This is a genomic window from Halobacteriovorax sp. ZH5_bin.2 (assembly GCF_043196375.1).
Classification (GTDB): Bacteria; Bdellovibrionota; Bacteriovoracia; order Bacteriovoracales; family Bacteriovoracaceae; genus Halobacteriovorax_A.
On sequence record NZ_JBEBMJ010000001.1, the window covers coordinates 934,509 to 954,545 of the forward strand.

Here is a 20,037-nt window from a genome sequence, read left to right on the forward strand (position 1 = left end):
TGTTATTCTTGATTATCTTGAAGTAAGTTAATTAGACCTTTTTCACAGTCCATCTCAATCTCTTGCCCATTTTCAACAATTTTTGTAATTCCTGGAACACCGACAATTGTTGGTATTTTAAGCTCTCGTGCGATAACCGCAGAGTGTGATAGTGTCGATCCTTTTTCTACGAGAAGTCCCTTAATTGATGGGAATAAAGGGGCCCAGCCTGGGTCAGTTCTTACCGTACAAAGAATTTTATCATTAACATCGATTCCATCATCTGGTTTAAAGAGTAGGGCGACTTCTCCTGTGATATGTCCAGGATAGCATCCAATACCCTTAAGTGCACCATCGTGATCGAGATTTGTATTACCTTCATAGATAAACTTATTTCCCGCATGAACAAAGCCAAAAGTCTTAAAATGATGACCAGGCTCTTCATCTTCATATGATTCATACTCAGACTTTCTTAAGCTAATGAGCTCTTTTAGACTTGTCTGCACAATACGCCCATCTTTCAACTCTTCGATCTCACTAAGGGTTAGAAAGAAGATATCTTCAGGTAAATTGATTAAGTTAAAGCTTGCTAGCTGATTTCCCATCTCACGGTAAATTTGGCGTGAAATTCCAAAAGACTTAGTTCGTAGTAGCCTTGTATTTTCTCGGTAGCGAATTGCCTTTCTGAGTTTTTCAAGGTCTTTATAAAAACGTTTTCTAGCAAAAGAAGAAAGCTTCTTTTTAATGATTGGAGCTATTTTAGCTTCTTCAGATTCTCTAAGTTCAAGCTCATTTGCAATAAAGTTATCATAACTTAGACTTTCTTTAATAACGTAGTTCTTTAGAATATTAATAAGAAAGTCGGGGTTTTCACGCAGAGATAAACTCTCTAATTTAAGTTCCCCAATAGTGCGGTCACCATAGTCTTGAATATACTTCTGACATAGATCAAAGATGGCCTTATTGTTGATATAGAAGAAGTCCATGACTTTTGAGTTTTCTAATTTTAAGAATTGATCCTGAAAGTCTTGATCACACTTCTTAATTTCATCACTAATCTTTAGAAGTTCTTTTGTTGGCTGGGTACTGGCTATATCGTGTTCTCCAGACAATAAGTTTCCAAGCGTGATATCGGAATTTTCAACCGCAAGCTTCTCCATCCAGCGATACATCTTTCCATTCATCATCATGACATAGAAATCATTTATAAGCGGGGCATGCCACTTACTTGTGATTTTTTGATCAAGCTCTTCAGTTAGGTCATAGAGTTGTGTGAGATTAAGTCTGTTAAGTTTAGAAAAATCAATATCTTCATATACTTCATAAAAGCCAGACATAAAGTCTGCAACAACTTTATCAATTTTAGAAAAATACCACAGCAGACTTCCAAAGGTTTTAATTAAACCAGGAAGCATCTTAAGCCTCTCACAAAATGGAAGATTCTTATCTTCAATGAATTCGACAGGATCTGTTATCCCCATCATCTTTTCCATATCACCTTTTGATTGTTTAAAAGATGGAAGTAACAGAAGCCCTTTGTACCAAGACTGAATATTGTAGAAAACACGCCCTTCGATAAGTGCAATCATATTCTTATGTCTTTTTTCGTGCTTCTTTAATTCTTCTTCACTTAGTCCTGTTAATCCTAGTAGTTGGTGATAGACCTTGTAATACATCTTAGAGGCATAGGAGAAAGTTAGGGGAGTTGTGACGCCATTGAATGACTCCTGAATATTTGAATTATCAAAGACATTGGCAAACTCTTCTCGCTTATCCATAGGAAGAGAAGTGATATCCCTTGTTTGGACAATATAGATTTTTCCATTTTTAAAGCAAAACTCAATATCTTGTGGTTTCTTCTTTAGTGCAAGAATATCAAGTGCGATCTTATTTAACTCGATAATCTCAGCGTGAGTTAAGACACTTGAGTTAATATCACTTCCTACGACTTCAACTTTCTTGGTTGTCTTATTTTCATAATCAGCAATTATTTTAAAATCTTTTTCTCTAATTTCATCTTTAATAATACCGCGGTCATCGATTGTGTACTCGTCAGTGTTACACTCGCCACTAACGACACCTTCACCTTGGCCATAATTTGCTGAAATGAGCATTTCGTCTCTGTACCCATTAATTGGGTTGGCCGTAAAGAGAACACCTGATTTTTCTGGATCAATCATTTCTTGTATGATGACGGCCATTTTAGGTGTTGATTGATGAATTTGATTCTTAAATCGATATGTAAGGGCCGTTAGAGAAAAGTTACTCTTAAAGCAATTTCTTATGGCAGCCTCTATTCTTTCTTTTCCTTGGACATAGAGAAATGATTCGAGCTGTCCTGCAAAAGAGAAGTGACTACCATCTTCATCTGCAGCAGAACTTCTAATAGCATAATGAATTTCAGGATTAATTCTTTCCATTACTTCATCAATAATTGATATTTCACACTTATTAATCTCTGTATGAATCTTTGCAATAAGTTCTTTTAAGTCGTCAATAAATTCAAGTTGCGTGTATTGAATGATAAGTTGTTTTAATACTTCATTTTGGTCAACTAATGTTTGAAAGTAATCACTAGTAATACAAAACCAATCAGGTGTATTAACACGACATTTTTCAAGCTTTGCAAGATTATAGGCCTTGCCACCAACTTGTGTTTTTGTTGTAAGAAGAGAATCAAATTTACTTAATAGATACATTTACTACCTAATATTACAAATTATATTATTTTCATTTAATATTATCATATGAAAAATATTGAAGATATAAGGCAAGAACTGGGTTATATCGGTGGGCCAATAAACGGCTGCCATTACCTCGATTCTCATTTTAGAAATAATTTAGAAAAGCGATGCTTAATATACCAAGATAAAGACCAGACTTATGGTGAATTTATGTCTCAAGTTGGGGCGTGGATAAAGACTTTATCTGATGCTGGAATTAAGAAGGGAGATCGAGTCATTGTTCTTATTCCACTTCGTCTTGAGCTATATCAGATTATGGTTGCCTTATTTTACATGGGAGCGGTTGTCGTCTCGATAGACTCGACTATGCCTAAGGAGAAGCTTAAGCAGGCCATAGGGGATGCAAATGCTCAGGGAATCATCTCTGTTAAAGAGCTTTTAAAGTGGACTCCTTTAATTCCTGCTCTTTGGAAAATGAAGCGTTTTACGTACGATCAAGACTGTTTCTTTGCCAAATCTTTAACAAATATTAAAGCTGAAGATAATCTTAATTTTTCGCAAACACCGATTGAGCAAGATGCTCAAACGCTTATCTCTTTTACAACTGGCTCAACTGGCAGGCCAAAGGCTGCAAATAGAAGTCTTGACATCTTTTTAGCGCAGAAGATCGTTTCAGAATACTTTTGGTTACATCGAGAAGATGAAGTTGATATGCCATTTTTCCCAACTCTTGTTCTTCAAAATTTGGGACTTGGAATAACGACAATTTTTCCAGATATCGACTATCGAAAATTGTCTGAGTTTGATGTTTCAAAAGTAATTGAACAAATGAATAAGTATAAGGTCACGCGTTTCAGTGCTAATCCTATGATCATTAAACGTCTTGCAAACTACCTTGCTGCAAATGAAATTAAGATTCCAAGTCTGAGAAGTATCATTATTGGTGGTGCTGAAATTTCAACGAAGCATGCAAACTTTGTAAAAGAAGAATTTGAAAAGGTAAGTGACGGTATCGAAATACATATTATCTACGGATCAACGGAAGTCGAACCAATTAGTTTTGTGCCAATTGATGAATATATCTCAAATAAAAAAACAGGACTTAAGCTAGGTCATGTCATTGAAGTCTTAGAAGTTAAAATTAATGAGGTTGCTAATAGTTTTGACTTTCAAGAAGGGCTTATCTGGGGTGAAATTTGTTTAAGTGGTCCCCATGTGATTAAGGAGTATATCGATAATCATCCGGCCAATAAGGCCACAAAGAAGTGGGATGAGCAGGGAAGGTTATGGCATTTAACTGGCGATGTTGGTTATATGAGTGGTGGCCAGATTTATCTCTTAGGAAGATTAAAGGATTGCTTAAGGATTGATGGAAAGCTTGTTCCTACATTTCATTATGAAAATGAATTAGCACGAATCGATGGCGTTGAACGAGCTGCTCTTGTGCAAGTTGGAAATAAGATTAAATGCCTTATCGAAGGCGAAGTAAAAATTAAGGATCATATTAGTGAAATTTTAAACGATTGGAATTTAGCAAATGCAATTATTGAGTTTGGAAGAGTTCCAGTTGATTCGAGGCACTTTTCTCGCGTTGATCGCAATGCCATAAGAGAAGGTATCCAGCACAAATAATATGTGCTGGATTATGTATTCTAGTTTTCGTAATTTCGACAAAGAATCGAAATTTTCTTTGTTAGCTCTTTTGGTAGAGTAGAGAATAGGTTTGACCAGCTATTCACTTTATGTCCGTAGCATCTTTGCCAGTGTGGAGTATAAAGCTGCCCTTTATCTCTTAATAAATACTCTTCCATATAATTTTTTAAATGTAGGTCTTGAAGATCTTTTGAGTCTGATCTTTCTAATACTTTTCTTTGATAGAGGGTATCTGCAATTTCAAATGGTGTAACAAAACTTGCTTGTCCTTTATAAAGCTTATTAGATTCATCAAAGTTGTATGCTGCTCGAATAAAAGTGTGAAACTTAATTCCTGGGTAAGTTTGTTTAATACCATTGTAGAAAGAATTATCGTGCTCACCATTGTCACCAACAAGGATAACTGTATCTGGCCTGTGCTCTGAGATTAGCTCTTCAAGTCTTTGGGCCTTAAAGATCTTACTTGAAACTTTAATCGGTCTAATCTCAAGACTCCCTTCTGGAAAGTTTCCATTCTTAAGTAATTCTGTGTGTGACCATGCCATCACTTCTTCTGGAGCGTTTGTCAGATAGAATACATCTGCATTGAGGCGATTCTTTATAATGCGGTAAAGATCGGCCATACCAAGGAAGATATTATTTGTGCGGTAGGCATTTGAAACAGCATCAATTTTTGATCTGATATGGCCGACCTTAATAGTGTCGTCGATATCAGAGATTAGAATCGTTTTTCCACTATCCTGAGTAAAGGCTAGAGTTGCTGATGCTAAAAGGTTAAACGTAAGTACTAGGATTACTGATTTGATGTTTCTTGTTTTCATAAAGAAATCATATGGAATGAATTCATAGATTTCACTGTGTATCGCGTTAGTATGAACATTATACAGAGATTTCGTTAAAATTATCCATCCAAGTGCTGAATTGTTGGCATTTTTGGACTTCTTGCGCCTTTAGAAGATAGAGATTCTTGTGTGATCTGAAAGTTAGGATACTACCCTTAACTTTGAGCTCTTTGAGTTTTTCGACCTCTTTATAGTGCTCAATATTACGATAATCACAGGTACTAATTGTTTCGGCTTCAATTTTCAGCTTTTGAGTGACCTCGTTTTGGAGCTCTTTCATAAGATTAAGCTGTTCTTGGGAGAGTTCGTGACTAATTTCTCCTAATCTCGCTAGGTAGTCTTTTGATTCATTTAAGCTTCTGGCCGCAAGATGGCCAAGTCCTTTTTTTGAGAAATTATTGAATTCCTCTATCTTTACTTGAGAGCGAAAGAGGTAGTCGTCGGCCTTTAGTCCAGCAGCGTGGACCGAATTTGAAAGCCAGTAGACTCCGAATAATATAAGGATAAAGTATCTCAGTTTCATATGTATTTTAAAGAGCAAGAAAAGTGCCAAGAAATAGGGCACTATAATACGAGCTTTCAATAACTTGGAGTGTGTATCATATGGACAGTGTCTAAAAATATCGTTATTTAAGGTACTTACTGTTTAAAACATGGTATAAGGCAATTTATGTACTATTTTGATCACGCGGCCTCTACTAAGCTCTATCCTGAAGTTATTGAAGTTTTATCGAAAAGCTTCGAATTGGATTATTCCAATCCTGCTGCGAAGCATTTGGCAGGAAAGGAATGTGCTAAGAAGATTGAGGATGCCAGAGCTAATATTTTAAAACTCATCCAGGCCAAGAATTATGGCCTGATTTTCACTTCCTCTGCAACAGAAGCAAATAATCAAATTATTCGCTCAATTGAGGAGGGGATTATCTTCCTCAGTGGAGACCATCCTTCTGTTACCAAGGTCATTGATAATGGAGAAGGCTTCAAAAGTATTGAAGAAATAGTCAATGCAGTAACAAGTGAAACACAACTTGTTTGTATCAGTCTTGTAAACTCTCAGTCTGGACAATATTTTGAAATTGAAAAAATCGCACAAGCTGTAAAGGCCAAGAATAGAAAGTGTCTCGTTCATGTAGACGCAACTCAGGGTTTTGGAAAGGTTCCTTTTACTCTTAAAGATTCTGAAATTGACTTTGTCACTTTCGGTGCTCATAAAATGGGAGGGCCAAGAGGTATTGGTGGTCTTATTTTCAAAGAAAGTAAGGTGCATTTTCTTAAGCGCTATCTTAGAGGTGGTGCTCATGAAAAAGGTCTTAGGGCCTCAACTCCTTCAACGTCACTTGTACTCGCACTGGCAAAAGCTTGTGAACTAGCTTTCTCTGACTTAGATGATTCATTTGAGAAAGCAAAGATACTAAAAGAAAAAATTAAAGCTGAGCTAAGTGGTCTGCATAAGAATATTAGTTATCCGTTTGAGGATCAAAATACTTCGCCATTTATTCTATGTGTTCTCTTTGAAGGGATTGCTAGTGATATTATTATGAGGCACCTTGAAACAAAGGGAATCATGATCTCATCATCAACTGCTTGCTCATCAAAGATTAAGGGATTAAACCCACTTTTTGCGGGCCTTGGGATTGATGAGAAATTTCATAAGAATATTTTGAGAATCTCAATCGGAAAGTCTACAACACAAGAAGAAGTTCAAGGTATGTTAAAGGGCTTTAGTGAAGTAATCGAAGAAATTGGTTTTTTAATTAAATAGGAATAAGAAAGATGTATAAGAGTTTAATTTTAACTGTTGATGAATTATGGCTTAAAGGTAAGAATAGAAAATCTTACTATAAGAAACTGCAAACAAATCTAAGTCGAATCTTTAGTAAGTATCATCATACATCTTGGAAATTAAAAAATAATCAACAACGCCTAGTGGCCGAGAGTGAAGAAGAGTTTAGTGAAGAGTTAATTCACAGACTAACTTCAGTTGCGGGGCTAAGTTCAGTCACTCCTATGAGATCATGTCCATTAGATCTTGATTACGTTTGTGAGCTCGCTGTTAAAGAGTTAAGCCAGTTAACTAACGTTAAGACTTTTAAAGTTCAAACTAAGAGAGCTCTTAAACAATTTCCAAAAAACAGTGATGAAATTAATCGTTATATTGCAACGGCAATTCTAAAGAATACAGATCTTAAAGTTGATGTTAGAAACCCTGACCTTATGGTTGATGTTAAGGTTATGAATGAAGAGATCTATTTATCATGGGAAAAGATTCCATGTATTGGTGGACTTCCTGTTGGAACGAGTGGCCATGCAGTAACACTTCTTTCAGGTGGTATTGACTCACCAGTTGCTAGTTATCTGATGGCAAGAAGAGGAGTGAGGCAGTCCTTTGCATTCTTCTATGCTTACCCATATGTTGGCGAAGAAGTTAAAGAGAAAATTTTAGAGCTTGGAAAAATTCTTTCTAAGTTTCAAGATAGCTTTAAATTATATGTTCTTCCATATGGTGATATTCAAAATTATATTGCTAAGAACTGTAAAGAAGATTACCGCACGTTATTTTTTAGAAAGTATATGATGGACACTTCTGCATATCTTGCAAGAAGGGCCAAGGCCAGTGCATTAATTATGGGTGATGCTCTAGCGCAAGTATCTAGCCAGACACTTCAGAATATGAGTGTACTTGATCGTTCTTGTCCGATGCTTGTGATGAGACCTCTTATTGGAATGAATAAATTAGATATCATCACTGAGGCCAAAAAAATTGATACTTTTGAAACTTCTATTATCCCACACGATGATGCCTGTTCGATGTTTGCACCAAAGCATCCGGTAATTAAGGCCGACACAAAGTATTTTATGGAGTTTTGTGAAGAGCATGATCTTTCGCAATTGATTAAGGAATGCGTGAATAATGCTGAAGTATATCAGTATGATATTCAGGGCAACTTTGAGAAGAAAGAAAAAAGAAATAGTGAGCAGGAGTAGTGTTTTTTGTGCATTGCAAGTAATTTCTTCCTGAATAATTAATCTTTGATTAATGTTAAAGAGGCTTTAAAATATAATTTAGGAACTACCTAATATTATTAGAATTGGAGCTTCAATGCACAAGAAATTTCGAAAGTCGTTGGGACTATTTTTAGGTCTCATTCTTTTATCAACGCCATTTGTCTTAAGAGCTGAAAATGGAATTTTTAGCATCAATAAAGATCAAGTTTTAGGAAACTTATTAATCGAAGTACTCGAAAAACTTCACTATAAGAAACTAAAAGTTAATGATGATCTTTCCAAGAATGCATTCAAAGAATTTGTTCAAAAAGTCGATTATTCAAAGCAGTTCTTATATGAGAATGACGTTAAGGAGCTTAAAAAGTACGAATCTTTAATGGATGATGAAATGCGATCGGGGAATTATAAACTTGTCCTTGATGCAATGAAGATTAAAACTCAAAGAATTCAAGAAGCGGATGCTCTGAGAAAGAAAATGTTTAAAGAGAAGTTTAATTTCTACGGAAATGAAGTTGTTGAGCTTGATCCAGAAAAGAGACACTTTGCTAAGAATAAGAGTGAGTTTGAAAAGAACTGGCGTCTAACTTATAAGCAATCTGTAATGGCCCGTTATATCTCGATGAAGGAAGATCAAGATGATCTGAAGAACCCTAAAAAGAATAATAAGAAAAAGAATGGGAAAAAAGATAAGAAGAAACTTAGCTCTGAAAAAATCCTAACAGAAAAGGAAATCGTTGCTAAGGCACATGAAGCGATTGATAAGAAGTATCGTTTATATTTCGAAAGACTTCTTAAAGATACTAGAGAAGACTATATGGAACTTTTCTATAATTCAGTTGGTGCTGTATTTGATCCGCACACAGCTTACCTTGCTCCAAAAAGAAAAGAAGATTTCGATATCGATATGTCTGGTCAACTAGAAGGTATTGGTGCCGTTTTATCTGAAGACGAGGGCTATATCAAAGTTGTTGAAATCGTTCCTGGTGGAGCTGCATGGAGACAAAAAGAACTTGAAGTTGATGACTTAATTCTTGCTGTAAGTGAAGGGAGTTCTGAGAAAGAGCCTGTTGATCTTGTTGGGATGAGAGTTGATGATGCCGTTAGATATATTCGTGGTAAAAAAGGAACTGTTGTAAAGCTTCATGTTAAGAAGGCCGATGGTTCAAGAAAGACAATTGGAATTACAAGAGATGTTGTTAAGATTGGTGCTTCATTTGCAAAGTCATCTGTTCTTGAACTTAAGGGTGTAAAAGGGAAGTTTGGTTATATCAACGTTCCAAAGTTTTACCGTGAATTTAATGGAACAATTAACTGTACTGATGATGTTAGAGCAGAGCTTAAAAGACTAAAAAAGCAAAAAGTTAATGGTGTTATCCTCGATCTTAGAAATAATGGTGGTGGTGCTTTAACTGATGCACAACTTATGTCTGGACTTTTCATTAAGGAAGGGCCAATTGTTCAAACTAGAAATTATTTGAATCAAGTAGAGACTTTAGCTGATACTGATCCAGGTATTGAATATAGTGGTCCACTAATTGTTATGGTAAACCGTTATTCAGCATCTGCTTCAGAAATTTTAGCTGCGGCAATGCAAGACTATAAGAGAGCTGTTATTGTTGGTGGAGCAGTTACTCACGGTAAGGGAACTGTTCAAGTTGTTTATAGCCTAGATCAAGGTTTAAATAAAATGATGGGACAAGAGTTTGGGGCGCTAAAGCTTACAATCCAAAAGTTCTACCGAGTAAATGGTGGTTCAACTCAGTACAAAGGTGTAACTCCTGATATCGTAATCCCTGATCCAATGTCTTATGCTGAAAACCGTGAGCAAGACCTAACTTACTCTCTTAAGTGGGATCAAATTAAGCCTAAGGAATACCAGAAATGGCCGGGGAAACAATACAATATGAAAAAGCTTATCAAAGCTTCTAAAAAACGTGTTGCTAAAGATGAGCGTATGAAGAAGATTGAAGAGAGTGTTGCATACCTGAAGAAAAGACGTAAAGAAACTGAACTTAAGCTCAATATTGATTCTTGGATGAAAGAGGAAGAAGCTAATAAGAAGAAGCTTGAAGATCTTAAACTAGATCAAGAAAATAAGAATTTAATTGTTACTCACTTCGAAGAATCATTAAAGTCACATGAAACTGTTAAAAAAGGTGAAGATAAGCAGTGGAAAGAAGACTTTAAACAACGCAAAGAAGAGTGGGTATCTTCACTACGTAAAGATGCAGGTTTAGAAGAGGCAATCTATATTATGCGTGATATGATTGCTCAGCAAGCTAAGAAATAATAAGGATTAAAAATGGACTTAAATAAATTAATTGATAATTCAGATATTGATCGTGTAATGACAGTTCTTGAAGAAATGGATGATGAGCAATTATCAGTTGAGTTACTTAGACAATTTAATGATAGTACTAAAGCGCTAGGTGAGTTACTTATGAATAAGGATCCTAACTTGGATCACGCTCATTGGAAAACTCAATGCGACGATGCTAAAAAGCTTGTCGATAAAGTCGTAACAGAAATACTGTCACATCAAAAATAATTTTTTAAGGTAAAAAAGAGTAAAAGTTTCAACTTTTTTATATATTAAAAATTAAGTAGGGCCAAGTCATAAGCACTTGGCCTTTTACTTTTTATTTTCTGAAAATTGTTCCCCTTAATAAAAAGAGAAAAATGGCGAATAATAAATACCATGTAAGTCTTTTCTTACTATCCTCACATCAAGTTAGTCTAATTCACGTTAGGCGGATTGGCCCTGGCCCCCACCAGGGCCTTTTCTATTCTTGAGGCACCATTTGAAATTTCTACTTTGTAAGCATTAGTTTTCTCATAAAGTCACTTGCACTGCGAACCTCTTTAGCAGCATCTTCTTCTGTAATATAATCACCTTCAAGAAGATTTAGAATTGCTTGATCAAAGCTTTGGCAAGGAATATCTGCTGAGTTTGTTCCACCGTTTTCAATAATAGGAATAATACGATCTAGTGGCTCATCACCACGGATACATTCTTTTACACCTGGACCTGTTACCATGATCTCTTGTGCAACACGAACTCCATTGGATGATTTCTTTGAACGAATCATGCGCTGTGAAATTGTAGCATAGAGCGAGTCCGCAAGACGCTTTCTCGCATCCGCTTGCTCATCTCCTGGAAACATTGAAATAATACGACTAATAGTCGAAATGGCATCAGTTGTATGAATTGTTGCTAGGACTAAGTGCCCTGTTTCCGCTGCCTTTAGAGCAATTTCAATTGATTTTTGGTCTCTAAGTTCTCCCAGTAAAATTATATCTGGGTCTTGTCTTAGAGCAAATTTGAGAGCGTCTTCAAAATTATCTGTATCAACTCCAAGCTCTCTTTGAGTAATACGAGATTTCTTTTGTTCGTGGATAAATTCAATTGGGTCTTCAATCGTAATGATATGTTTTGCACGGCGCTCATTGATATAATTAATCATGCTGGCAAGGGTCGTTGATTTTCCAGATCCAGTTGCCCCTGTCACTAGAATAAGTCCACGTTTTGCACGAATAACTTGCTTAAGAGAATCACTTAAACCTAGCTGTCTATAGCTTGGAATATCTTTTTTAATGACTCGAAATACAAGACCGTTCTTATTATTAAATTTAAAATAATTAAATCTCAGTCGGCACTTATCTTCAAAATCAAATGAGCCATCGAGGTCTTTAATTGCCTCAAGTTCTTGTTGTTCTTTATCACCGATAAGTAGACGTAGAATATCGTAGATACTTTCCTGCGTGAGTAGTTTATTTGATTTAACAGCGACCATATCGCCGCTAATTCTAAAGCAAGGGGTTTCCCCCGCCCTTATGTGTATGTCACTGGCATTATTATCAATTGCGACATTGATTAGTGACTTGAAATGAGTATACTCAAACGCCATTTATATCTTCCTTCATCGTATAGTTAAACACTTGTCGGAAGACCGTGCGAAAAAGTTTAGTATTATGTATTTTTAATACCTTACTTAGCGTATCTCTTTCGCATTTCCCACAGAAGGTTACTGATATATGGCCTTCTTGACTCCTTCGTTGTTAGCATCAGAAGTTTTGTAATCTTAAGATTCTTAGGATCTGAGTAGAGGAGAATTAGCATTTCGCGAATAAAATTTGTAGAAAGAGTGATGTAATTATCTGTTCCAACTCCAAGCTTGACTCCCTTTTTCTCCCACCATGAAAATGGATGGTCTTTGAAGTCTGGAAAGACTCCAGTTAACTTAAGGTTTGAAGAAGGAAGTGCTACTAGTGAAACACTCTTTTGAATAATACGATTTAGAATATCGTGTTGGTAGTGCTCGACTTCACGTGCGTTGTGAAACTTTGTCTTTAAGAATAAAGTAACTTCTTCTTCTGTTAAAGGCTCTCCTTTAAAGAGCTTCTTTTTTACTCCAATAGCATATGATTCCCAATCCATCTCTTCCAGCTCATGGCCTTCTGTTGACTTCTTATCAATAGCTTGGTGTTTAGCATTCACTTCTATTATTCTTTGAAATAGACGATGATAGTAATAATTAGGATTGATCCCAAGGCTTAAGCCGTGTTCTAGGGTGTCGATATGCCAAATATTCATCGCATTATCGACTGATTGGATTCCTTTTTTTAGTGTAAGCCAAGTTTCTCCGTGGTGAGAGCGGATCTTAAGACCTCTGTACTGAAGTTTACGTAGGCCACTTTTAAGTTCTTTGAAGTGTGCCTTACGGTAAAGGGCCTTCTCATCTCCAACAGTATCAATCTCAACGAGATTCTCTTTTAAGTATGGATACTTCTCTAGGATTTCAAGAAGGGCATCAACTTGGTGTTCAAAGTGTTCTTTCTTAGTTTCAAAGTTTGTATCATCAAAGAAGTTTAATTCCTTTCTAAATGAAGGGGAGAGGATGAACTTAAAGCTTGGTACTTCCTTTTCAAACTTTTTAAAGCCTTCATAGAGCCCTAGGACAACATCTTCTTCCGTGACTTCTCCAATTCCTGGGATTTGTTCAGCATCCATTTTTGAAGCACGAGAAAGAGTAAACTTTAGCCTAATACTTCCGACATTATAATTTTCGTATAATTCTTTTGCCATATGGTAGGCTGCATCTTGATGGGCCTTCTTTGAAGTAAGAATAAGTTTTGCTAAAAAAAGAATGCGAAGGTAAGTTGCAAATTGTTCACCTTCTTTTAGGCGAATAAGGTTATCCACATCTTCAACACAAGTGATCGGAAGTGCATCTTCACCGTATACTTCGGCAATTCTCTTTTCATAAACTTTCTTGTTCTTTCCACTTAGTAGCTTCTTGAGCCTTGGATAAATAAATTCTGCATTAAGGGAGCCTGTTAGGTGGATATGTTCTTCATAGTACGGAATTGGAAACTTTTGAAAGAAGTTAAAAACTGCATCTGAGACAGGGTGATTTAGGAGAGTTTCAATATCAACTTCGTCAATTTGAAAAGAAGATAGTAATTTCATAAATTCAAGAATTGGCTTTTCTAGAAGTTGATTATCGCGAATACTAGGAGAGTGAACGAGCAGTTCAAGAGTGTCATTTAAAGAGATACCATTTGTCTCACTGACAGTTCTTATTAACTCGCATTCGATATTATTTATGATTTGTTCTTTTCTTTTTTGCATCTTCTAATTCTCTCTAACTAAATTATTTGGTTTTATTATAGATATTTTGTAACTTATTAAAATTTTCATTTAATCGATCATTAATGATCTTTGATTTAAATTTTGTACTCCACTTATCAGGGTGGTATGTTTGCACTAATTTCTTATATTTCTTTTTTCGGTCACTTTCTTCATTAAGTGAACTGAATTCGCCACTTAACTTACTTTCATCAATAGGTAAAATTGCGAAGATTTCATCATATGAAGTATTGATCTTCTTAGTAATACTTTCAAATAAAGCTTCATTTCTTTTTGGTAATGAGATTTTCTCATTATTTATAAAACTCTCAATTGTTTCCACGTGATTTGTGGACTTTGTGGAATAGGTAATAAGGAAGGTTAGAATATTCTTTTCATAGCGCTTATGTTCAATACGATCTAGGTTTTGAAATAAAAACATCGTTGTTGCATAAGAGATAAAAGCTTCTTTAGTTAGTTTCAAGTGATTGATCTTACTAAGCTTCAATAACTCATCCTTAGAGAAGAATTGCTTTATAAAAGGATTAATTAGCGCATTTAACTCTTCTTTATCGAATTTATAATCTTTACGTAATCGATTTAAAACCTCTTCTCCTTCTTTAAAGTCACCCCATTGAAGTGAGGAAAGAAGACCTTGAAAGAATTTTAAATCTTCATCCGTAGCAAACATTTGCTTCTCTTCAAAGTAAGATAATAAAGTTCGTTGACCACCTTTAGTTGACTTAGACAATTGGGAATCTGCTGGTGATGAGCTTCCAGAGACAGACATTCTCTCAATTTTTCTTCTAACCATTTCATCAAACTCTTCTTTGGAGTGTGACTTATTAGTTTTCTTGTGAGGGTTAAAAATTCCATCAAAGAATTCTTTGAAAAGAGGCGCAAGCATGTAGGCCAAGACAATGGCAATAAATGCTAGTGTGATATTTGAAATTATTTTTGGTAACATAATTTAGTCTTTTTAATAATTATTTTAACGCTTTAAGGCATAATATGGAATGGGCAATAGATACACGACTAGTTAACTTGAATAAACCTTGGAGAATTTCCGGTGCTGAAGTTTTGGCCAAGGAGATTATCTATGTAACACTCAAGAATGGTGATTACAAAGGTTATGGAGAGATAAGCTACGGCTCAAAAGAAGATATTAGCGTTGAAGATTTAAAGTTAGAACTTGAGCGATTTGCATCAGATTATGAATCGGCAGGGATTGTTCAATATAATGAATTAACTCAGTATCTTGATCAATATGATTTTCATGTTCCTCGTCTAAGACTAGGTGTTGAAACAGCATTCCTTGATTATCTCGTTAGGGCAACAGAACTAAGTCCTTGGAAAATTCTTGGAACGAATACAGTTAAGAGTGTTGAATCTCTTGACTCATTTCCTGTCTTTGACTCTTTGGAAGAGGGAAGAAAGCTTCTTGCTGAAGCCGATACTAATGGTGTTATAAAGCTTAAGATTACTCACGAAACCTTTCCCGTTCAAGTCGAATTGATTAACGAATCAAATCGTGTATTTGTTCTTGATGCTAATGAGTCCTATGTAAATAATCTCAATTTATTACTTGAGCATTTGGCCCTGATTAAGGATGAGAATGTTCTCTTTATTGAACAGCCACTCTATCGTAATGAATTCGATTTATATAAAGAATTAAAAGAAAAATCACCAATTGACGTCTTTCTCGATGAAGGCATAGAAGATCATAGATTCCTCGATCCGTTTAAAGACCTTTGTCATGGTGTCGTACTGAAAACATCTAAGGCAAATGGGCTTATGAAGACCTTTGCGCAACTGCAGCAGGCCAAGAAACTTGGATTAAAAACAATGCTTGGTTGTATGGTTGAATCAACAGTAGGGATCGCGTCACTTTTTAATATCGCATACGGTTTTGATTATTTTGATTTTGATGGTTTTACAAAGTTAAAAGATGATTCAGAACCTCACGTTATTTGGGAAAAAGGAAAAGTGATTTTGTCTAATATGAATTAAATTCCCCCCCTCGAAAAATTGTGGTGTTCATTTAAAATAGTAAGATATGTAAATTGGTAGAATTACAGTAAACCTGTATGGAAGCTTTTTGGGAGCCCAATGAAAAAAATCAATATCTTATTACCTTTATTTATTCTTGTATCATGTGCGAATGTTAAGCCTACTTATGTTGGTGAAGCACCCGGACAAAATCCAAAAGTAATCGTAAAGGAAGTCGTAAAGTATAAATCAAAAGATGTCGGAAGCGTAAAGGCCTATACCATTAATAATATGGATAAGCTTGAGCTTCACTATCATCAAAAGCACTTCGACTTTTGGGTAAAGTATTTCACTGAAAAAGAAAGGGATCTCTTTCTACGTTATGTTAATAATGGTGCTCGCTACCGTAATGTAATTGAGAAGATTATGCGTTCTCATGGTATACCTGAGGATTTATTCTTCGTGGGCCTAATTGAATCGGGTTATAACACTTTTATTAAGTCTAAGGCCGCAGCAGTAGGCCCATGGCAGTTTATCAAGGCGACAGGTAAGAGATATAAGCTAAGAGTTGATAGTTATGTTGATGAAAGAACTCATATCATCAAGTCAACAGAGGCAGCCGCTCAGTACTTTAAAGATCTTTATAATATCTTTGGTTCTTGGGAACTTGCTCTTGTAGCGTATAACAAAGGTGAGTATGGAATTATTAGAGCTATCAGAAAAGGTAAGACTCGTGATTATATGAAGCTTGTGTCTCGTAAGCTGATTCCTACAGAAACAATTTACTATGTTCCAAAAGTCGCTGCTGTTCGTGAGATCTATAACAATGCAGCAAAGTATGGGATGAAAATCACTGAATCAAAAGATAGTCCATTTGAGAAAGTTAAGCAGCTAAATGTCAGAGGATCTTTTGACTTATATAAGTTAGCACGCGCTCATGGTGTCGATGTAAAGACGTTAAAAGTTCTAAACCCTGACTTAAAAAGAAAGTGGGTAAAGGTAAATAGAAGACACGCTCAAAGTATTTTTCTACCATCTAAAGACTTCACAGACTATGCGTCTTTAGCAGAATACGAAACTCGTAAGTATATTAAAGTTGCAAACTCATCAAATGGTAAGAAATCTAACGGTGTCTATAGAGTAAGACGTGGTGATAACCTATCTATTATTGCAAATCGTCTTGGTGTAAGAGTAACTGACCTAAAGAGAATTAATGGTATTAGAGGATCAAAGATTCTTGTGGGACAGAGACTAAAGTATAATACTAAGGGTGATATCGTAACTCATAAGGTTAGAAGAGGGGATAATCTTTCTGATATTGCACGTAAGTATGGTGTAAGCGTTTCAAAAATTAAGTCTTTAAATAATTTACGATCAAGTCGTATTTTCATTGGTCAAAGATTAAAGATTTCGACAACTAGAGTACCATCAAGTGTTGCTTATAAGAGATACCGTGTTCGTCGCGGTGATAATTTAACGGCCATTGCAAGAAGGTTTAAAACTTCAATTGGTACGATAAAAAAAGTAAATGATATCTCAGGATCTGCCTTATATGCAGGACAAGTCATAAAAGTTCCAAGTGAGGGATAGGCAAATAGAGGCCTTTCCCTTATACTAGTCAAATGAAAATTGGATTTGACGCAAAGAGAGCATTTCATAACTTCAGAGGTCTTGGAAACTATTCTAGAGACCTCATCGCAAGTTTAAGTCGCTACCACACACAGAACTCATATTATCTTTTTACTCCAGAATTTGATGACCCTAGGGCCATCCACTGGTTAGATCAATACGATAATTTAAATATAGTTAAGCCTAGTGATTTCTGGTCAAAGAAGTTTCCAGCTGCATGGCGATCATTTCAGGTTGCTGATGAAGCAAAGAAATTAGAAATTGATATCTTTCATGGACTATCTCATGAACTCCCTCATGGAATTGAGAAGACGGGAATTAAAACCGTTGTAACAATTCATGATCTTCTCTTTATGCGTTTTCCTGAGAACTTCAAATGGCTTGATCGTCAGGTTTATCTTCGAAAAATTAAATATGCTACAGAAGTTGCAGATGTTGTCCTAGCAATTTGTGAGCAAACGAAGAGCGATTTAATAAATTATCTTGGTTGTGACCCAAATAAGATTAAAGTGGTGTATCAAACATGTAATCCACGTTTTTATTCTCCTATAGCTGTAGAGAAACAAGTTGCAACAGTTGAGCGCTACGGAGTTAATGATAAGTTCATTCTCTATGTTGGTGCTATAGAGCCCAATAAGAATGTTTTAACGCTTGTTAAGGCTTACGCTGATATCAAGAAATCAATTAATCACAAGCTTGTTATTATTGGTAATGGTGGAAGCTACAAGAAAGAGGTTGAAAGTTATATCCATTCCAAAGGGCTTGAAGATCGAATTGTTATCTTATCTAACGTAACAAATGATGATCTACCTGCTTTTTACCAAAGAAGTGACTTATTCGTTTTTCCTTCTTTCTTTGAAGGTTTTGGTATCCCAATTATTGAGGCACTTTTTTCAAAGACTCCTGTCATCACTTCTAAAGGGTCAGTATTTCCTGAGGCCGGTGGACCAAATACGATTTATATCGATCCTAAAGATAAACACGAGATGAGTGAACAGATTGTTAATGTTCTTACGAATTCTGATCTTGCTTTTGAGATGGTAGAAGAGGGCCGTAACTTCGTTGAAAAATTTCATCGTCGTAAGACGGCCCAGAATTTAATTGATTTGTATTCTTCTATGTAAATTTATGTAAATCTACTTTTCAGTAATTAGTGAGAGGTTAGTTAAGCTGTACTTTTTTAGAACATCTAAAATACGAACTAGCCTCGAGTACTGAACTTCCTGATCAACCCTTAGGTCAATCGGTTTGTTTTTATCTTTTATTGCTGCAAGCTCTGAATCGAGTTGATCGACAGTGTATTTCTTACCAGCAATGGCAACTTCCTCTTTAGACAATTCAATTGTTAATACTTTAGAGTCTGCAGATGCTTGTTCTCCAGATTCTGTTTTTGGAAGATTTAAAAGAAGTGCAAGCTCAGACTTCTTAAATACAGTCGAAGTCATAAAGAAAATTAAAAGTAGGAAGACGACGTCAATTAACGGAGTGATGTCCGCATTTGCTTCTTGTCTTGTTCTTTTAGTGCGGGAACTCATAGAACTTTTTCCATAATTTCTTTTTCAAGCTTTGTCTCGAGTTTATCTACTGAACCTAGTAGGTAGTTGTGACCAACAAAGTGAGGAATTGCAACAATCATTCCACCAACAGTTGTAATTAGTGCCATTGAAATACCTTGAGCAAATGATGCAGGATTAGAGAGTCCTGTTTCTGACATAACATGGAAAGCTGTAAGAACACCAACAACCGTACCAAGAAGTCCAAGAAGAGGTGAGATCGTCGCAATAATCTTAACAGTGTTTAAGCCTTTTTCAACATTCATAATGTGTCCGGCGAGATATTGCTTAGCAATTTCGATAGTCGATGAAGTATCCATGTGCTCACCATTATCTTTGATTTTCTTTTGAATATCATTTGATGTCTGTGCCGTCATTTTCATTTCCACAGAAAGAAAATAGGCTTTTGATAACATGATTGCCCATCCTACTACATTGATAAATAGTAGAATATACATAATTATTCCACCCTGTTGGATGTATTCATATAAGCGCATTGCGTCTCCTTTATTATAAAACATATTAATTTTATTATAAAAATGGGGCCATGAGAACACTAAAATATTTTGATCAGATATGCTCATATCAAACAATTTATTACTTTTAGAGAATTTTACAAAAATCTAACATAGCTCAGATAATTAATTGTGCGGGCCTGATATTATATATTCATAGAGGAACACAGGAAAATATTGGAGGTCCTATGAACTACGAATTAAGCTTTCATAACGTTGATCACTCACCTGCTTTTGAGAATTATGTTGCCAAAAAGTTAAAGGGTATTTCAAACGATTTTAGGAATGTGGGGCATATTCAGTTCGTGGCCGATAAAAAAGGTCCAGAATATGTATTCTCGGCCAATGTGAACGGTCACAAACATCAGTTCCACAAAAAAGCCAAAGGAGATAATGTATACCAAGCAGCTTCAGATGTCTTAGTTGCTTTTAAAAATTGGTATCGCGATCAAAAGATTGCTAGCTAGTTAAATAGTCTACTGAAATACTCAGTGATTTTAACTCTCAATTCTAACTAAACATGTGCCCAAAGTTTTTTACTAAGACGTATAAACTTTG

Annotated in this window: 17 protein-coding genes; 9 read left to right on the plus strand and 8 right to left on the minus strand. The window is 35.6% G+C overall.

Annotated features, from left to right (window positions below):
• Positions 1 to 2: 2 nt before the first annotated feature.
• Positions 3 to 2,678, minus strand: a complete 2,676-nt coding sequence (locus ABMA76_RS04660) for a PEP/pyruvate-binding domain-containing protein (protein ID WP_392909463.1) — start codon at positions 2,676 to 2,678, stop codon at positions 3 to 5.
• A gap of 48 nt (positions 2,679 to 2,726) precedes the next feature.
• Between ABMA76_RS04660 and ABMA76_RS04665 the strand changes: the two genes are divergently transcribed.
• Positions 2,727 to 4,295: an AMP-binding protein gene (locus ABMA76_RS04665; RefSeq protein WP_392909464.1), complete on the plus strand. Its 1,569-nt coding sequence runs from the start codon at positions 2,727 to 2,729 to the stop codon at positions 4,293 to 4,295.
• Between the two features lie 20 nt (positions 4,296 to 4,315).
• On the opposite strand, the gene ABMA76_RS04670 is transcribed toward ABMA76_RS04665, so the two are convergent.
• Complete coding sequence (locus ABMA76_RS04670; protein ID WP_392909466.1) at positions 4,316 to 5,137, minus strand: phosphatase domain-containing protein; 822 nt, start codon at positions 5,135 to 5,137, stop codon at positions 4,316 to 4,318.
• 58 nt (positions 5,138 to 5,195) lie between these two features.
• The gene (locus tag ABMA76_RS04675; RefSeq protein ID WP_392909468.1) at positions 5,196 to 5,681 is read right to left on the minus strand and encodes a hypothetical protein; all 486 of its coding nucleotides are present in this window, start codon (positions 5,679 to 5,681) and stop codon (positions 5,196 to 5,198) included.
• Positions 5,682 to 5,828: 147 nt separating this feature from the next.
• On the opposite strand from ABMA76_RS04675, the gene ABMA76_RS04680 reads away from it, so the two are divergent.
• The 4 genes from ABMA76_RS04680 (at position 5,829) to ABMA76_RS04695 (ending at position 10,712) form a co-directional block, all read left to right on the plus strand.
• Complete coding sequence (locus ABMA76_RS04680) at positions 5,829 to 6,920, plus strand: cysteine desulfurase family protein (RefSeq protein ID WP_392909469.1); 1,092 nt, start codon at positions 5,829 to 5,831, stop codon at positions 6,918 to 6,920.
• Between the two features lie 11 nt (positions 6,921 to 6,931).
• On the plus strand, positions 6,932 to 8,143 hold the full coding sequence (gene thiI / locus ABMA76_RS04685; protein ID WP_392909471.1) for a tRNA uracil 4-sulfurtransferase ThiI: 1,212 nt from the start codon (positions 6,932 to 6,934) through the stop codon (positions 8,141 to 8,143).
• 115 nt (positions 8,144 to 8,258) lie between these two features.
• Entirely contained in the window at positions 8,259 to 10,454 is a 2,196-nt protein-coding gene (locus ABMA76_RS04690; protein ID WP_392909473.1) for a carboxy terminal-processing peptidase, read from the plus strand.
• 12 nt (positions 10,455 to 10,466) lie between these two features.
• Positions 10,467 to 10,712, plus strand: a complete 246-nt coding sequence (locus ABMA76_RS04695) for a hypothetical protein (RefSeq protein ID WP_392909475.1) — start codon at positions 10,467 to 10,469, stop codon at positions 10,710 to 10,712.
• A gap of 262 nt (positions 10,713 to 10,974) precedes the next feature.
• On the opposite strand, the gene ABMA76_RS04700 is transcribed toward ABMA76_RS04695, so the two are convergent.
• The 3 genes from ABMA76_RS04700 to ABMA76_RS04710 all read right to left on the minus strand — a co-directional run bounded on the left by ABMA76_RS04700 (position 10,975) and on the right by ABMA76_RS04710 (position 14,760).
• Entirely contained in the window at positions 10,975 to 12,072 is a 1,098-nt protein-coding gene (locus ABMA76_RS04700; protein ID WP_392909477.1) for a type IV pilus twitching motility protein PilT, read from the minus strand.
• An 80-nt stretch (positions 12,073 to 12,152) separates the two neighbouring features.
• Positions 12,153 to 13,796 (minus strand): hypothetical protein, encoded by a 1,644-nt coding sequence (locus ABMA76_RS04705; RefSeq protein WP_392909479.1) that lies wholly within the window; start codon positions 13,794 to 13,796, stop codon positions 12,153 to 12,155.
• 22 nt (positions 13,797 to 13,818) lie between these two features.
• Positions 13,819 to 14,760 (minus strand): hypothetical protein, encoded by a 942-nt coding sequence (locus tag ABMA76_RS04710; RefSeq protein ID WP_392909481.1) that lies wholly within the window; start codon positions 14,758 to 14,760, stop codon positions 13,819 to 13,821.
• 44 nt (positions 14,761 to 14,804) lie between these two features.
• Here ABMA76_RS04710 and ABMA76_RS04715 point away from each other — a divergent pair, with 44 nt between their 5' ends.
• The 3 genes from ABMA76_RS04715 (at position 14,805) to ABMA76_RS04725 (ending at position 18,535) form a co-directional block, all read left to right on the plus strand.
• A complete protein-coding gene (locus ABMA76_RS04715) occupies positions 14,805 to 15,803 on the plus strand; it encodes an enolase C-terminal domain-like protein (RefSeq protein WP_393061016.1) in 999 nt (332 codons plus the stop codon).
• Positions 15,804 to 15,902: 99 nt separating this feature from the next.
• Positions 15,903 to 17,372 carry a LysM peptidoglycan-binding domain-containing protein gene (locus ABMA76_RS04720; RefSeq protein WP_392909485.1) on the plus strand — a complete coding sequence of 490 codons (1,470 nt, stop codon included), beginning with the start codon at positions 15,903 to 15,905 and terminating at the stop codon, positions 17,370 to 17,372.
• A gap of 32 nt (positions 17,373 to 17,404) precedes the next feature.
• A complete protein-coding gene (locus ABMA76_RS04725) occupies positions 17,405 to 18,535 on the plus strand; it encodes a glycosyltransferase family 4 protein (RefSeq protein ID WP_392909487.1) in 1,131 nt (376 codons plus the stop codon).
• A gap of 12 nt (positions 18,536 to 18,547) precedes the next feature.
• On the opposite strand, the gene ABMA76_RS04730 is transcribed toward ABMA76_RS04725, so the two are convergent.
• The gene (locus tag ABMA76_RS04730) at positions 18,548 to 18,946 is read right to left on the minus strand and encodes an ExbD/TolR family protein (protein WP_392909489.1); all 399 of its coding nucleotides are present in this window, start codon (positions 18,944 to 18,946) and stop codon (positions 18,548 to 18,550) included.
• Positions 18,943 to 19,461 carry a MotA/TolQ/ExbB proton channel family protein gene (locus tag ABMA76_RS04735; RefSeq protein WP_392909491.1) on the minus strand — a complete coding sequence of 173 codons (519 nt, stop codon included), beginning with the start codon at positions 19,459 to 19,461 and terminating at the stop codon, positions 18,943 to 18,945. The genes ABMA76_RS04730 and ABMA76_RS04735 overlap by 4 nt, the downstream gene beginning before the upstream one ends.
• Before the next feature lie 206 nt (positions 19,462 to 19,667).
• On the opposite strand from ABMA76_RS04735, the gene ABMA76_RS04740 reads away from it, so the two are divergent.
• Complete coding sequence (locus ABMA76_RS04740) at positions 19,668 to 19,946, plus strand: HPF/RaiA family ribosome-associated protein (RefSeq protein WP_392909492.1); 279 nt, start codon at positions 19,668 to 19,670, stop codon at positions 19,944 to 19,946.
• Positions 19,947 to 20,037: the final 91 nt, after the last annotated feature.

Coding starts and splice junctions, on each gene's coding strand:
- ABMA76_RS04695 (WP_392909475.1), top strand. CDS start 10,467: ATGGACTTAAATAAATTAATTGATAATTCAGATATTGATCGTGTAATG.
- ABMA76_RS04715 (WP_393061016.1), top strand. CDS start 14,805: ATGGAATGGGCAATAGATACACGACTAGTTAACTTGAATAAACCTTGG.
- ABMA76_RS04690 (WP_392909473.1), top strand. CDS start 8,259: ATGCACAAGAAATTTCGAAAGTCGTTGGGACTATTTTTAGGTCTCATT.
- ABMA76_RS04710 (WP_392909481.1), bottom strand. CDS start 14,760: ATGTTACCAAAAATAATTTCAAATATCACACTAGCATTTATTGCCATT.
- ABMA76_RS04700 (WP_392909477.1), bottom strand. CDS start 12,072: ATGGCGTTTGAGTATACTCATTTCAAGTCACTAATCAATGTCGCAATT.
- ABMA76_RS04725 (WP_392909487.1), top strand. CDS start 17,405: ATGAAAATTGGATTTGACGCAAAGAGAGCATTTCATAACTTCAGAGGT.
- ABMA76_RS04670 (WP_392909466.1), bottom strand. CDS start 5,137: ATGAAAACAAGAAACATCAAATCAGTAATCCTAGTACTTACGTTTAAC.
- ABMA76_RS04660 (WP_392909463.1), bottom strand. CDS start 2,678: ATGTATCTATTAAGTAAATTTGATTCTCTTCTTACAACAAAAACACAA.
- ABMA76_RS04730 (WP_392909489.1), bottom strand. CDS start 18,946: ATGAGTTCCCGCACTAAAAGAACAAGACAAGAAGCAAATGCGGACATC.
- ABMA76_RS04705 (WP_392909479.1), bottom strand. CDS start 13,796: ATGCAAAAAAGAAAAGAACAAATCATAAATAATATCGAATGCGAGTTA.
- ABMA76_RS04665 (WP_392909464.1), top strand. CDS start 2,727: ATGAAAAATATTGAAGATATAAGGCAAGAACTGGGTTATATCGGTGGG.
- ABMA76_RS04740 (WP_392909492.1), top strand. CDS start 19,668: ATGAACTACGAATTAAGCTTTCATAACGTTGATCACTCACCTGCTTTT.
- ABMA76_RS04680 (WP_392909469.1), top strand. CDS start 5,829: ATGTACTATTTTGATCACGCGGCCTCTACTAAGCTCTATCCTGAAGTT.
- ABMA76_RS04675 (WP_392909468.1), bottom strand. CDS start 5,681: ATGAAACTGAGATACTTTATCCTTATATTATTCGGAGTCTACTGGCTT.
- ABMA76_RS04735 (WP_392909491.1), bottom strand. CDS start 19,461: ATGCGCTTATATGAATACATCCAACAGGGTGGAATAATTATGTATATT.
- thiI (WP_392909471.1), top strand. CDS start 6,932: ATGTATAAGAGTTTAATTTTAACTGTTGATGAATTATGGCTTAAAGGT.
- ABMA76_RS04720 (WP_392909485.1), top strand. CDS start 15,903: ATGAAAAAAATCAATATCTTATTACCTTTATTTATTCTTGTATCATGT.